This is a genomic window from Roseateles sp. (assembly GCF_039595595.1).
GTDB lineage: Bacteria > Pseudomonadota > Gammaproteobacteria > Burkholderiales > Burkholderiaceae_C > Roseateles.
Map to the genome: position 1 here is coordinate 117,596 of NZ_JBCNLG010000002.1, position 14,022 is coordinate 131,617.

The 14,022-nt window shown below is 70.8% G+C and carries 13 protein-coding genes; all 13 read right to left on the reverse strand.

Annotated elements, in window-relative coordinates:
• Positions 1–21: 21 nt before the first annotated feature.
• From ABDW61_RS03315 to ABDW61_RS03375, 13 genes are read right to left on the reverse strand one after another with little or no spacing between them, the layout of a single operon-like run.
• Positions 22–1,449, reverse strand: coding sequence for a hypothetical protein (locus ABDW61_RS03315; RefSeq protein WP_343636181.1), 1,428 nt, complete (start codon positions 1,447–1,449; stop codon positions 22–24).
• A 6-nt stretch (positions 1,450–1,455) separates the two neighbouring features.
• A complete protein-coding gene (locus ABDW61_RS03320) occupies positions 1,456–2,283 on the reverse strand; it encodes a hypothetical protein (RefSeq protein ID WP_343636183.1) in 828 nt (275 codons plus the stop codon).
• A gap of 41 nt (positions 2,284–2,324) precedes the next feature.
• Positions 2,325–4,232 (reverse strand): nucleoside-diphosphate sugar epimerase/dehydratase, encoded by a 1,908-nt coding sequence (locus ABDW61_RS03325; RefSeq protein WP_343636185.1) that lies wholly within the window; start codon positions 4,230–4,232, stop codon positions 2,325–2,327.
• Between the two features lie 25 nt (positions 4,233–4,257).
• Positions 4,258–4,851 (reverse strand): sugar transferase, encoded by a 594-nt coding sequence (locus tag ABDW61_RS03330; RefSeq protein ID WP_343636187.1) that lies wholly within the window; start codon positions 4,849–4,851, stop codon positions 4,258–4,260.
• Between the two features lie 38 nt (positions 4,852–4,889).
• Complete coding sequence (locus ABDW61_RS03335; RefSeq protein WP_343636189.1) at positions 4,890–6,068, reverse strand: DegT/DnrJ/EryC1/StrS family aminotransferase; 1,179 nt, start codon at positions 6,066–6,068, stop codon at positions 4,890–4,892.
• Positions 6,065–6,790, reverse strand: a complete 726-nt coding sequence (locus ABDW61_RS03340) for a class I SAM-dependent methyltransferase (protein WP_343636191.1) — start codon at positions 6,788–6,790, stop codon at positions 6,065–6,067. The genes ABDW61_RS03335 and ABDW61_RS03340 overlap by 4 nt, the downstream gene beginning before the upstream one ends.
• A gap of 21 nt (positions 6,791–6,811) precedes the next feature.
• Positions 6,812–8,044 carry a glycosyltransferase family 4 protein gene (locus tag ABDW61_RS03345; protein WP_343636193.1) on the reverse strand — a complete coding sequence of 411 codons (1,233 nt, stop codon included), beginning with the start codon at positions 8,042–8,044 and terminating at the stop codon, positions 6,812–6,814.
• Positions 8,041–9,177, reverse strand: a complete 1,137-nt coding sequence (locus ABDW61_RS03350; RefSeq protein ID WP_343636195.1) for a glycosyltransferase — start codon at positions 9,175–9,177, stop codon at positions 8,041–8,043. Before ABDW61_RS03350 ends, ABDW61_RS03345 begins: the two co-directional genes overlap by 4 nt.
• Positions 9,174–10,478: an oligosaccharide flippase family protein gene (locus tag ABDW61_RS03355; protein WP_343636197.1), complete on the reverse strand. Its 1,305-nt coding sequence runs from the start codon at positions 10,476–10,478 to the stop codon at positions 9,174–9,176. The genes ABDW61_RS03350 and ABDW61_RS03355 overlap by 4 nt, the downstream gene beginning before the upstream one ends.
• Positions 10,475–11,728, reverse strand: coding sequence for a DegT/DnrJ/EryC1/StrS family aminotransferase (locus ABDW61_RS03360; protein ID WP_343636199.1), 1,254 nt, complete (start codon positions 11,726–11,728; stop codon positions 10,475–10,477). Before ABDW61_RS03360 ends, ABDW61_RS03355 begins: the two co-directional genes overlap by 4 nt.
• Positions 11,725–12,285: a DapH/DapD/GlmU-related protein gene (locus tag ABDW61_RS03365; protein WP_343636201.1), complete on the reverse strand. Its 561-nt coding sequence runs from the start codon at positions 12,283–12,285 to the stop codon at positions 11,725–11,727. Before ABDW61_RS03365 ends, ABDW61_RS03360 begins: the two co-directional genes overlap by 4 nt.
• Positions 12,286–12,325: 40 nt before the next feature.
• Positions 12,326–13,429 carry a DegT/DnrJ/EryC1/StrS family aminotransferase gene (locus ABDW61_RS03370; RefSeq protein WP_343636205.1) on the reverse strand — a complete coding sequence of 368 codons (1,104 nt, stop codon included), beginning with the start codon at positions 13,427–13,429 and terminating at the stop codon, positions 12,326–12,328.
• The gene (locus tag ABDW61_RS03375) at positions 13,426–14,022 is read right to left on the reverse strand and encodes an acyltransferase (protein WP_343636207.1); all 597 of its coding nucleotides are present in this window, start codon (positions 14,020–14,022) and stop codon (positions 13,426–13,428) included. Before ABDW61_RS03375 ends, ABDW61_RS03370 begins: the two co-directional genes overlap by 4 nt.

A 14,022-nucleotide genomic window follows, 5' to 3' on the forward strand; every position in this document is an offset into this window, starting at 1 on the left:
GACCGGCGCGGCCACGCGGTCTCAGCGTGGCGTCATCACGAACATCGGGACGCGGAGGGCGTCGAACGCCTCCCTGTTGATCGCTTCGCCGAACGGCGGCATGTGATCGCCCACCACGACGAGGAACGGCGTGGCTTCGGAGGCCGCCAGCGTCCCTTCGAGCTGCGCCAGCAGGTCGCCCAGTCTGCCGACCAGCCGGCAGGCCGGTTCCGGCGTCGCCGAAGCGGCGCACGCGCTGCGCAGCGCCGCGGGCAGCGGCGCCGCCTCGCGCGAGTCCAGCGGCAGGTGGGTGTCCAGCGTCAGCGCATAGACGAAGCGGCCCGGTCTCTGCGCCTCCTTCACGGCCTGCGCCAGCACCGCGTCATCGCAGACGCCCGGAAAAGCCTGATTGCAGTTCATGCGTGGCGAGCCGCCAGCGGGCCACAGCCACGGCGCCAGTCCGATCCGGGGCCACCACTCGGCACGATCGAACATGCGCAGCCCGAAGCCGTGGATGCCGATGGCGGTCAGCCCCTGGCTCGCGAGTCGCCGCGGCAGGCAGCCCTCGGCGGTCTTGGCATCCAGCCGCGAATAGTGGCCCTGAAGGCCACACAAAGTCCGGAGTTCACCTGACGTCGTGGTGCCGATGAACGCCTCGTCCGTCATCGTGACGTCCCAGCGGCTCATCACACGCGCCGTGACCAGCCGTTGCCTGAGCCAGGCCCGCAGCGCCGCGTCGCGCGGCAGGCCCATCGACTCGACCAGCACCAGCATCGAGCTTCGGCCTGGATTCGCCTCCTGCCACGCCGACAGCGCGCGGAACGTCGCCGGATCGCTCATCGGCCGCGGGGGACCGGCCGTCATCAGGCTCTGCCGCTCTGAACGCCACACGTTCCACATCGGGCTGCCGGCGAAGTTCATGGTCACCATGCGGCTGTCCTTGTCGAGGCCGAAGACGTGGAAGGACCCATTGGCCATGTCTCCGCACACGGCCAGCGCGGCCAGTCCCAACAGCGGCCAGGCCATGCGCCTGCGTCGACGCGTTGCCCAGAGCGCCAGCCATAGACAGGCAAGGAAGCCCAGCACCAGCCCGAGCACCGACACGGAAAGGAAACTGCGCACATTGACCATGTCCACGAAGCGCGCCGCATCCACGAAGTCCATCGCCGACATGAAGTGGTAATTCTTTGCCGCCGCGCGGATGAAGTCCGCCGCCCAAGCCAGCACCAGCGTCACGCCCCCCGCGACTGTCGACACGCAGGCGATCGCCGCCGCGAGCAGCAGGTCCAGGTTGACTAGCGGCCGCTCTTCAGCCCGAGGTGCTTGAAAAACCCAGGCGGTAATCCATGACGGCGCATGGAGCGCGACGACGACGATCGCGAATCGCAGGGCCGCCACGGCCGCGCGCGCGCCCGGGCTCGCTGCGGCGGGCATGGCGAAGGGCGTGATGCGCGGGAACGGAGAACTCATTGATGATCACAGCGGGTGGTCGCCACAGCGCAGGGACGATAGCGCGTACGCGCCATCGGCGCGATTCCTCGCCTGTCCCCAGGTTTCGCAGCTGTGCACCGGGTGCACGAGCAGCGACACGCCACCGGGCCGGACGCTCAGTGCCGGGAGACGCTCCAGCGGCAGCGTCAACGCCTTGACTCCAAGGCGCCCGACGTTGGCCGCCACGTGATCGACCCGACGATGCGACAGGTAAGCCGTGAGGATCGGTCCCGGCAGCGGCGCCTGACTCTGCCACAGACCAAAGCTGCGAAAGTCTTCTGGCCGGTAAAGCTGGAACACCACTCGCGGGGCATCGCTGGTGCCCGTCACTCGCTCCACGATCCGCCGGCCCACCGCCTCGAAGTCCGTCTTGATGTCGAGCACCAGGAAGGCGTCCGGAGGCAAGGCGCCGAGCAAGGTCTCGAAGGTGCATCCGTCGCGCACCATTTCCGTCTGAGGCCCTGGGTCGTGCTGACAGCGGAGTTCACCATCCTCGAGCACCAAATCGACCTCGAAGATCCTGAACCCTGCCTGGTACGCGCGCCGCATCGCCCCCAGCGTGTTCGCGGTCGGCATGCCTGATTCCCCGAGCGCATGGGCGATCCGGATCGGCGCGCCTGCCGCTTTCAGCCAGCGATAGTCCTGACTCGGCTGCAGCGGCTGCGCGGACGACCAATCCTCCGAGGACCGGACGCGCGTCAACGTGTCCATGATCCGCTCGCCCAACCACTCGCTGTCGACGCGGTGCAGCCAGCGCCGGCCGGCCGTTGTGGCCGCCAGCGACAGTCCCATCACGAGGGCCAGCAGCACCATCCAGGCCGCGCGCCGGAGCGGGACGGAGATGCCGCGCCGGCTCACCGCGACGCCTCTCCAGCGGCAGCATCCGAAGCGAGCCGCGGCACGGGCACGCCGTACTCCGACACCCACTGCTTCAATCCTCCGACGACCTCCTCCCGCGCCCAATGCCGGTTATCCATCGCCCCCTTCACCCACTCCAGCAGCGCCCCATCCGCATGCTGGTCGCCGAGCTTCGCGATCCTCACCCTTGAGATCCGCGTCGGCAGCGTCTGATCCGAATCCGCGATCAGCTCCTCATACAGCTTCTCCCCCGGCCGCAACCCGGTGAACCGGATCCCGATCTCCTGCTCGCTCTTCCCCGCCATCCGGATCATCGTCTTTGCCAGATCCACGATCCTCACCGGATCCCCCATGTCCAGCACCAGCACCTGCCCGCTCTCCCCGATCGCCCCCGCCTGCAGCACCAGCCGCGCCGCCTCCGGGATCGTCATGAAGTAGCGAATGATCTCCGGATGCGTCACCGTCACCGGCCCGCCCCTGGCGATCTGTTCCTTGAACTTCGGAATCACGCTCCCGCTGCTCCCGAGCACGTTCCCGAACCTCACCGCCATGAACTTCGTCGCATGCCCCTGCCCGGCCATGTGGCTGATCACGAGCTCCGCCGCCCGCTTCGTCGCGCCCATCACGTTGGTCGGATTCACCGCCTTGTCCGTCGAGATCAGCACGAAGCGCTCGGCCCCCGATTCCGCCGCCGCCACGCACGCGTGATACGTCCCCAGCGTGTTGTTCCGCAGCGCCGCCCAGGCGTTCTCCTCCTCCATCAGCGGCACATGCTTGTAGGCCGCCGCATGGAACACGATCTGCGGCCGGTACTTCCCGAACGTGAAGCGCAGATGCTCCAGGTCCTTCACATCCCCGATCAACCGCACCAGCGGAATGTGCGGGAACTTCTCGCCCAGCTCCTGTTCGATCCGGTACAGCGCGAACTCGCTGAGCTCATACAGCACGATCCTCGACGGCCCATACCGCGCCACCTGCCGGCACAGCTCCGAGCCGATCGACCCGCCCGCGCCCGTGATCAGCACCACCTTGCCGCCAATGCACTCGCTGATGCCGCCCTCGTCGAGCTGCACCGGCTCGCGGCCGAGCAGGTCTTCCGGCTCGATGTCGCGCACCTGGTTCACCGCGCGGCCGGCCAGCAGCTCCTGGCTGCTCGGCACCGTCAGCACCGCCAGCCCCGTCTTGCCCGCCAGGTCCAGCGCGCGGCGACGTTCCACCGTCGTCGCGCCCGGCATCGCCACGATCACATGCGTGATGCCGTGCAGCTCCGCCTGCCGCGCCGCATCCCCCAGCGTGCCGATCACCGGCACCCCGGCCACGCGCGCGCCGCGCTTCTCCGGCGCGTCGTCCAGATAGCCCACCACCACCCAGCCCTGCTGGTGCTGGATGCCCGCCACCAGCAGCCGGCCTGCATCGCCCGCGCCCATCACCAGCGCGCGGCGCTGCTCCTGCGCGCTGCCGCTGATGCGGCTGCGCATGTGCTCGTAGAGCATCCGGTAACCCATGCGCATCGTCGCCAGCGCCATCAGCGTGAACACCGGATGCAGCGCCAGCACCGCGCGCGGCACCGCCGTCAGCTGCGCCATCAGCACCGCCACCGCCGCGACCAGGCCGGCGATCACGCACACCGCCGCCAGCCGCTTCACCTCGCCGAAGCCGCTGAAGCGCCACATCCCCTTGGGCACGCGGAACAGCTTCAGCAGCACGCCATACAGCGCCACGATGGCGAGCATCACCCAGTGGTCGTAGCCCGGCCTGGCCTCGAACCAGCGCTCGAAACCCAGCCGGAACAGATACGTCGCCTGCCAGGCCAGCGCCACCGCCACCATGTCCAGCGCGAGCGCCAGGCTCTCCCGGAACGGACGGATCCGCGTCAGGAAGGCATCCAGGGACAACCAGTTCATCGTGTTCTCTTGTTCTGCGGCCCGCTCAGGCCTTGATCGCGCCCAGCGTCGCCAGGATCAGCCGGATATCCCCGCCCAGGCTGGCATTGCGCACATAGTCCGCCGCCAGCCGCAGCTTCATCGGCATCACCACCTCGACGTACTCGCGCTCCGGATCCGCCGCCTTGGCCAGCAACTCGCTCTCGTTGCGAAAGCTCAGCGAGGCCGGGTCGGTGATCCCCGGCCGCACCGACAGCACCACCTCGCGCAGCTCCGCCGGGTACATCGCGACATAGCGCGGCACCTCCGGCCGCGGCCCCACCAGGCTCATCGCGCCGCGCAGCACGTCCCACAGCTGCGGCAGCTCGTCGACCTTGGTCGCGCGCAACCAGCGGCCGCTGCGCGTGATGCGCGCGTCCTCGCCGATCGTGATCTGCGGGCCCAGCCGCGGCGCGTCCACCCGCATGGTCCGGAACTTGTGGATCCGGAAGGTCCGCCCGAACCGCCCCACCCGCTCCTGCCGGAACATCACCGGCCCCGCCGAGTCCAGCTTGATCCACGCCGCCACCGCGAGCAGCAGCGGACTCAGCAGCAGCAGCCCGACCGCCGCGCAGACGATGTCGAAGAGTCGCTTGGCCATCGGCCTTCCCGTGCCTCGCTGGAGTCCGTTCAAGCGGCTCAGGCGCCGAGGCTGCGGCGGACCGCGCCGATCACGCGCTCGACCTGCTCGTCGGTCATCGCCGTGTACAGCGGAATCGTGACCGTGCGCTCGTAGGCCTTCTGCGACTCGGGGAACATCGCCCCCGTCAGCCCGTAACGCTCCTTCCAGTAGGGATGCTGGTGCAGCGGCACGTAGTGCACGCTGCAGCCGATGCCTTGCTCGAACATGCGCTCGATGAAGACGTCGCGGCTCACCGGCGCCTCGTCCGACAGGCGCAGCACGTACAGGTGCCAGCTGTGCACGTCGCCGTCCGGCGCCTTCGGCGGCAGGATCAGCGGCAGACCGGCCAGCGCCTCGAAGTAGCGCGCGGCGATCTGCTCGCGGCGCCGCTGGAAGGCCGGCAGCCGCTTGAGCTGGTGCAGCCCCAGCGCCGCGGCGATGTCGGTCAGGTTGTACTTGAAGCCCGGCGCGACGATCTCGTAGTACCAGCTCGGCACCTTGGCCGTGAAGCGGTCGAAGGCATCGCGATTGATGCCGTGCAGCCGCATCACGCGGGCGCGCTTGGCCAGCTCGGGATCGCGCGTGACCAGCATGCCGCCCTCGCCCGTCGTCATCGTCTTGTTGGCGTAGAAGCTGAACACCGTGGCGTTGCTGCCCATCGTGCCGATCAGCTCCTTCTCCAGCGTCGTGGGCAGCGCATGGGCCGCGTCCTCGACGACCTTCAGCCCATGCCGGCGCGCGATGTCCAGCAGCGAGAGCATGTCCACCGCCAGACCGGCGTAGTGCACCGGGATGATCGCCTTGGTGCGCGGCGTGATGGCAGCCTCGATCTGATCGATCGCCAGGTTCATCGTGGCTGGATCGATGTCGATCAGCTTCACGTCCGCGCCCATGTAGCGCACCACCTCGGCCGTCGCGGTGAAGGTATGGGTGGTCGTGATGACTTCATCGCCAGGGCCGATGCCCAGTGCCTCCAGCGCCAGGTGCAGGCCGGCGGTCGCGGAGTTGACCGCGATGCACTCGATCTGCGGCTCGCCCAGGAATTCGGCGAAGGCCTGCTCGAAGCGCTTGGCCTTGGGGCCCGTCGTGATCCAGCCGCTCTTGAGCGTGTCGATGACTTCCGCGATCTCCTCGTCGCCCAGCTCGGGCAGCGCGAAGGGCAGGAAGGGGAGCTTCTGGTCGGCGTTGTGGCTCATGGTGTCTTGGTGATGAGCGCCAGCACGTGGCTGCGCAGCAGGGGAATCGAGTTGAGGACGCGGTAGGCGGCCGGATGCAGCCGGCAGGCGGCGCGCGCGATCGGCGGGGCCAGCGTGACGCGGCGCACCGTCATCCGGCCCTCCGGGAACAGTGCGCGCACGCGCTTGAGTGGCACGCCCCGCACGTCGGGATTGCGCGGATTGTCGACGATGAAGTCATACCAGAGCACCGCGCCGCCGGGCCGCAGCCAGCGCCACATCGCGCCCGCGAGCCGCGCCTGCAGCGCGTCGTCCAGGATCGACGAGAACACCGTCGACTGCAGCACCAGGTCCTGGCTGCCGGGCTCGACCTGCGCCTGCGAGGCATCGCCCGCCAGCAGCCGCACCTGCTGCGGCAACGCCGCGCGGGCCGCGTCCAGGCGCTCGGGCAGCAGCTCGATGCCGGTCAGGTGCTGCGGCCGCAGCCCCAGCCGCAGCATGTCCATCAGGTTGCCGCCGGCGCCGCAGCCGACCTCGGTCATGCGCCAGTCCGCCACCGGCGCGGCCGGATCGGGCTGCGCCGCGCGGTGCGCCGCCAGCAGCCGCCACATCGCCGCCTGGCGCTCGTGCAGCATCTGCCAGACCTCCGGGCGCAGCAGGCTGTAGCGCTCCAGCCCGGCCAGCCGCTCGTCGCGGCGGGCGTAGCGCTGGGCGATCGCCTCAAGTTCCCGGTCCTGGGTCATGGCAAAGGTCCTCGCGACAGGTCAGGACACCGCGTCGATGAAGCGCTGCGCCAGCACCGGATAGGTGTGATTCGCCAGCACGAACTCGCGCCCGCGCCGGCCCATCGCCGCGCGCTCCGCGACGGGCACGGCGGCCAGCTGGAGCAGCCCAGCGGCGACGGCGGACGCGTCCTGCGGCGGCACGGTCAGGCCCGCGCCGGCCTCGGCCACCGGATCGTTGCCGGCCTCCACCGAATGCAGCACCGGACGCTGGGCCATCATGTAGTCCATCAGCTTGTTGGGCGCAATGCCGAAACGATAGATCGGCGTGCGTTGCCACCCGATGTAGGCGATGTCGAACCCCTGCAGCAGCGACGGGATCTGCGCCTTCGGGATCGCCGGGAACATCGCGACGTTCGTCAGCGCCTCGTCGCGCACGCGGGCCTCGAGGTGCTCGCGCAGGTGGCCGCCCCCGACCAGCACGAAGCTCAGCGCCGCGGATGCCGGATCGCCGCGCTCCTTCAGCCGCTTGGCGGCATCCAGCAGCACATCGAGCGCGTTGGGTTCGCCCATCGAGCCCGCATAGCCGACGACGGTGCGCCCCGCCGCGCGCTCGGCATCCAGGTGCGCCTGGATCGCGGCGTCCAGCGGCTCGCCCTGCTCGGACCATTCGTCGAGCGTGATGCCGTTGGGCACGATGTGCAGCTTCTTCAGATCGAGCCCGTGCGCGGCCATGTGCTGATGCACCTTGGGCAGCATGGACACGACGGCGTCGGCGTCGCGATACGCATCGTTCTCCGCCTTCTGGCACAGCATCGCGAACGGATGCCACTTCGACATGCCCGACAGCTCGATCGGCGACAGCGGCCACAGGTCGTGGACCTCGTAGACGAGCTTGGCCTTGGCCAGCTTCGCGATACGCCGCGCGACCCACACATCCATCGGATAGGTGCTGGATGCGATCACCACGTCCGGCGCGAACTCGCGCGCCAGGATGTCGGCGTCCTTCCAGACCTGGCGGCAGAAGGACCAGATGTTCTTGACCCGGCCGACGCCGTTGCCCTGGTACTCGGGCGTGTCGTAGAACAGGTAGTTCACGCCGCTCATCGCGGCCATGCCGGGCTCCGGCTGCGTGCTGCGCACATGCGAGTAGGACGCGCCCAGGATCAGCGCCTGATGGCCCGCGCGGACCCACTCGCGGGCCAGGTAGTACGGGCGGAACTCCATGCCGTGCTTCGGCGAGCCCGCGTAGTGATTGATCAGCAGCAGTTTCATAGGGACTTCAATCGCGCGATGAAGCGCGTCACGGCGGGCCCGAACATCGCATGCTCCGCGACCCACGCGCGGTTGGCGGCGCCGAGCCGGTCGGCATCGATCGGCTGGCCGCCGACCTCCGCCTGACCAGCCAGCAGTTCCAGCCGGTCGGGCAGCGTGGTCAGGTCTTCGTCCTCCTTGAGGATCAGGCCATGGCGGCCGAGCAGCGTCCCCGGGCTCACCAGCTCGAGGCTGCCGGCGGTGCCCAGCACCTCGTGATTGGCGGGCAGGTCGGACAGGATGGGCAGGCACTCGTGCGCCATCGCCTCCAGCACCGAGACCGACACGGAGTCGCTCTCCGGCAGGCTCAGGAACCAGCGTGCCGGCGCGTAGCGGCGTCCCTGCGAAGTGGCGTCGAGGCGGCCGGTGAACTCGACGCGGCCGCTCAGGCCGAGCGTGGCCACCTGCGCCTCGAGCGCGCCGCGCAGCGAGCCGTCGTTGGCGACGACCAGGCGCGCCTGCGGCTGTCGCGCCGCGATCGCGGCGAAGACCTCGATGACGCGATGCGGGCGGTAGATCGGCTCCAGCCCGCGATTGGCGAAGAACAGCCAAGGCTGCTTGCGCACGTTCTGCTTGGGCAGTTGCTCCAGGCCGAAGGGGAAGGTCATCACCTCGCTCGCGCCGAGCTCGCGCATGCGGGCGCTCATGTGCTCGGAATCGGAGGTCGTGATCGCGCAGGCCTTGAGCACCTGCGTGGTCAGCCAGCGGTAGGCCCAGCCCTGACCGGGCGTGACCAGGATGTCGCTGCCCCACGCCGAGCCGGCGATGCGCGCGCGCAGCTTCCAGCCGCGCCGCGCCGCCCAGGCCAGCGTGCCATGCGAGGTCAGGTAGTGCGCATGCAGCCAGTCGGCATCAACCCGCTTGAGCCATGCGCCCAGCGCCGGCAACTGCTTGAGCACCGCGAAGTTGCCGCCGGCGTGGGCCGGATCGGTGTTCAGCGCGAGGCGGCGGTCCTCGGGGATCAGGAAGTGGAACTCCGGCGCGAAGCCGCGTGTCGACGCGGCCCACAGTTCGAGCTCGCGCTGCTGCGACAGCGCGCGCGCCCATTTCAGGAGGTGGGGACTCTCGCCGTCCCCGATCAGGACCAGTCTCATGCAGGCACTCCGTCGAGGGCCGGACGCGGCGCCGCGCCGCGCACCAGCCACGCGAGGTAGATCGCGAAATAGATCGGCAGCAGCACCGCGATGGCGCCCAGCGCCGTCGTCAGCCGGCCGCCGGCGCTCAGCACCAGCGCGACCGGCAGCACGTACAGCGCGTTGCCCACCAGGCTGAAGACCAGCGCGCCGCGCTGCCGCCCCGTGACCATCGGCGTGACGGTCAGCGGCGCGGCGATGAAGTGGGCCGCGACATAGGGCGCGAGCCAGCGGCCGTACTCGCCCGCCGTCGCCCAGCCGGCGCCCAGCAGCCAACCGAACAGCGCCGGCCCGGCCGCGATCAGCACTGCCATGCAGGGCAGCGCCACCAGCGCGAGCAGCTTGATGCCGCGGATCAGGCGCGGGCGCAGGTCGACGCCGCGCTGCCAGTCGCGCGCGAGCTCGCCCAGCAGCGCCTCGGACAGCGCGCCGCCGACCAGCGTCGCCGGCGCTTTCACGAGCCGCACCATCAGCGCGTAGTAGCCGGCCGTGGCCGCGTCGGCCCAGGCGGCGATCAGCGCGAGCACCAGCGTCTCCTGCGCCGCGTTGACGAAGGCGTGCGGGCTGTTGAGCAGCGGGAACTGCTTGTAGCGCCAGGCCAGCCGCCTCAGGTGGCGCCAGTGCCAGGACTTGCCGGACTGGTCCAGCCGCGTCGCACGGCGCCAGCGGCTGCCGCGCGCGAGCAGCCACAGCGGCGCCAGCAGCGCGGCCAGGCTCTGCGACAGCACCAGCGCGGCCACGCCGGCGAAACCGCCCAGCGCGGCGAGCGCCTGCGCCGCCGCCATCACGCCCTGCTGCAGCACGCGCGCCTGCGCGATCACGTCGATGCGGCCCTGGCGGTTGTTCCAGAGGCTGAGCGCCTGCTGCATGCCCGCCAGCGCGACCACCGGCGCGAGCATCAGCAGCCAGGGGTCGAGCTGGTCGAGCGCGACCCAGCGGCCACCGAGCTTGGCGTGATGCGCCATCGCGAGGTGCCAGGCGCTGGCGCCGACAGCGGTCAGCAGGCCCACGCCGAGCGCGATCCACAGCGCCAGCTGCAGCACCAGCGCGGCCTCGCCATCGCGGCGCGGCAGCACGATGGCGTATTCGTAGCGGGCATTGGCGATGGTCGCGAGATTGGCCGCCAGCGCGACGAACAGCGCCCAGTGGCCGAGCGCCTCGGCGCCATACCAGCGCGTGAGCAGCGGCGCGATCAGCATCGGCAACGCCTGCGTCAGCATCGACGCGCCGGCGAGCTGGGCGAAGCGGCGGCGCACGGTCATGCGGACGCTCCTCCGTGGCGCTCGGCGATCGCGCGCACGGCGGCGCGCTGCGCCGCGCTCAGGCGCGCGTGGCGGCCGAGCGGCAGGTTGAGCACGTCGCGCGCGGCGCGCTCGCCGTTCGGGCAGTCGCCTTCGGCATAGCCAAAGCGGCGGCTGCCGCGCGGATGCACGACGTCGTCGAACCAGGTGCCGCCGACGATGTCCTCGGCGTCGAGCGCGGCGATCGCCGCGTCGCGCGCGGCGGCGCCGGGCAGCCGCAGCGGGTAGCGCAGCAGCACGGCGCCAGCCGCTCGCGCGGGCCGCTCCCAGCCGGGGAGATTCGCGAGCAGCGCGTCGTAACCGGCCGCCTGCGCGCGGCGCAGTGCATGGATCTCGGCGAAGCGGCGCGCCTGCATCAGGCCCAGCGCGGCGCTCAGCGGATGCAGCCCGGCGCGGTAGTCGGGCTGCGTGTCGCCGGCGACCTCGCTGTCAGGCGTCTTCGCGACGACGCCCAGCATCCGCGACGGCGCGCGCAGCAGCGCGGCCAGCACGCGCAGCGCGGCGCGCGGCAGGCTCATCGTCAGGCGATGCCAGCACAGCGTGAGCCATTGCTTGACCACCGCCCGCGCCGATGGCGCATGCAGCGCCGGCATGCGGGCCGCGAAGCGCGCGCGCAGCGCCTCGTCACGGATCACGAGCGCGCCGCCGATGCCGGTGGTCAACGGCTTGGAGTATTCGAAGGAGAAGAACGCCGCGTGGCCCAGCGTGCCGGCGACGCGCCCCTGCGCGTCGGTGCTGCCCCACGCGTGAGCGGCGTCCTCGACGAAGACCACGTCCGGATGCGACGCCATCAACGCCTGCAGGCCCTCGAGCACCAGCCCGAAGTTGTGCGGCACGACGACCAGCCGCGTCGCCGGACCGATGGCCGCGCTGATCGCCGCCGCCGTGGGATTGAAATCGTCCGGCGCGATGTCGACGTAGCGCACCCTCAGCCCGAGGTGCATGAACACGTTGGGCACGACCACGCAGGTGTAGCCCGGCAGCAGCACCTCCGCGCCGGGCGGCAACTCCAGCGACGCGGTGAACGCATGCAGCGCCGCGCGCCCGGCGCCAAACAGCCGCAGCTCGCCGTCCCGCGCCGGGTCCAGGCCCAGGCTGCGCGCGAACGCGGCGCGGAAGTCCTCCGCGCTGCCGGGGCCGCGCCGCAGCCAGTGCCAGAGCGCGGCGGGCAAGTCGCGCCAGCGCAGCGCACTGGCGACATGACCCTTCATGACGGGTCCGGCGGCGTCTTGACGCCGTCGATCCGGTGGAGCGGCACCGCCGGCACGCCGCCGTAGACCCAGCCGCGCACCAGATGGCCGCGCACCACCGCGTGCGCCGCGACCACGACGTCATCGTCGATCACGCTGCCCGGCAGCACCGTGACGCGCGCGCCAATGAACACGTTGTTGCCGATGCGGATGTCGGCGCGCCGGTAGTGATCGCGGAACAGCCCTCGCGCGGTCACCGCGTTGGATTCGCAGAACAGCATCAGGCCCGGGCCGATGGCGACGTCGTCGCCGATGCTCAGGCGCTGGCCGCCCACCAGCAGGTAGCCGCCCGGCGCGACGTGGCTGCGCGCGCCGATGGTGAAGCGCCCCTCGCCCGTGGCCAGCACCTGGACATCGCGGTACAGGATGCTGCCGTTGCCCAGCGCGCTGCCCGCGCCGCAGCGCACCCGCGCGCCGGGATGGATCTGCGCGCGCACGCCGACGCCCAGTCCCAGCCACGCCGCGACCCGCGCGCGCATTCGCCCGCGCACGGCGTCCAGCGTGTAGCCCAGCTGCATCGGTGTGGCCTTGTCGTGGCGGTGTGGAACGATCGCCGCGTCAGGCCAGCGCGGCCCGCAGCGCGGCGATCACCTGGTCCTGCTGCGCCGCGCTCAGGTCGGCGCTCATCGGCAGGCTCATCACGCGTGCCGCGGCCGCCTCGGCATGCGGCAGCGGCGTCGCGACGCGGCAGCGCTGCTCGTAGGCGGGCTGGCGGTGCAGCGGCTTCGGATAGTGGATCGCGGTCGGGATGCCGGCCTGCTTGAGCGCCTCGGCCACCGCGTCGCGGCGGTCCACCTGCACGGTGAACTGGGCCCACACGCAATCGCGGTCCTCGCGCACGGCCAGGCGCTGCAGCGGCAGCTCGCCAATCAGCTGCTGATAGCGCTCGCCGATGGCCAGGCGCTGCGCGATCTCCCAGTCGAAGCGTTCCAGCTTGCCCAGCACCACCGCGCACTGCAGCGTGTCCATGCGCCCGCCGACGCCCACCCGCGTGTGGGTGTAGCGCTGGCTCTGGCCGTGGACGCGGATCTCGCGCGCGGCCTGCGCCAGCGCGTCGTCATCGGTGAACAGCGCGCCGCCGTCGCCGTAGCAGCCCAGCGGCTTGCTGGGGAAGAAGCTGGTCGCGCCCCAGGTCGAGAGGCCGCAGCTCTTGCGGCCCTTGTACGTCGCGCCAAAGCTCTGCGCCGCGTCCTCGATGACCGGGATGTTCCCGTGCCGCGCCGCGATCGCGTTGATCGCGTCCATGTCGCACACCTGACCGTACAGGCTCACCGGCATGATCGCCTTCGTGCGCGGCGTGATGGCGGCCTCGATCAGCGCGGCGTCCAGGTTGCAGCTGTCCGGCTCGATGTCGACGAACACCGGCACGCCGCCGAGCAGCACGATGGTCTCGGCCGTCGCGGCGAAGGTGAAGGGCGTGGTGATGACTTCGTCGCCGGGCTGCAGGTCCAGCGCCATCAGCGCGATCAGCAGCGCCTCGGTGCCGCTGGCCACGGTGATGCAGTGCCGCGTGCCGGCGTAGGCGGCCAGCGCGGCCTCGAGCTCCTTGACCTCCGGGCCCATGATGTATTGGCCGTGATCCAGCACGCGCTGGATGCGCGCGTCGATGCTCGGCTTGAGCGCGGCGTACTGCGCCTTGAGGTCGATGAAGGGAAGGCTCATGCCTGGGGCTCCGTGGGATCCACCAGGCGCAGCGCCCGGCCGTTGAGTTCGTAGAGATCGCCGCTCGCCGGACAGGCCGCGCGGCCCTGGCCTTCCACGGGCAGGCCGAGCTTCTCGCCATGGCGGCTCATCCAGCCGATCTGGCGCGCCGGCACGCCGACCATCAGCGCATACGGCGTCACGTCGCCCTTGACCACCGCGCCAGCGCCGACGAAGGCGTACTCGCCGATCGTCGCGCCGCAGACGACGGTGCAGTTGGCGCCGAGCGTCGCGCCGCGCTGGACCCGCGTGCGGCGGTATTCGCTCTTGCGCGGCACCGCCGAGCGCGGGTTGTAGACATTGGTGAAGACCATCGACGGGCCGCAGAAGACGTCGTCCTCCAGCGTCACCGCGTCATAGACCGACACGTTGTTCTGGATCTTCACGTTGCGGCCGATGGTCACGTCGTTGCCGACATAGACGCCCTGCCCCAGCGAGCAGCCCTCGCCGATGCGCGCGCCGGCGCAGACATGGCTGAAGTGCCAGACCTTGGTGCCGTCGCCGAGCTGCGCGCCGTCGTCGACGATGGCGCTGTCGTGCTTCCACCAGCCCAT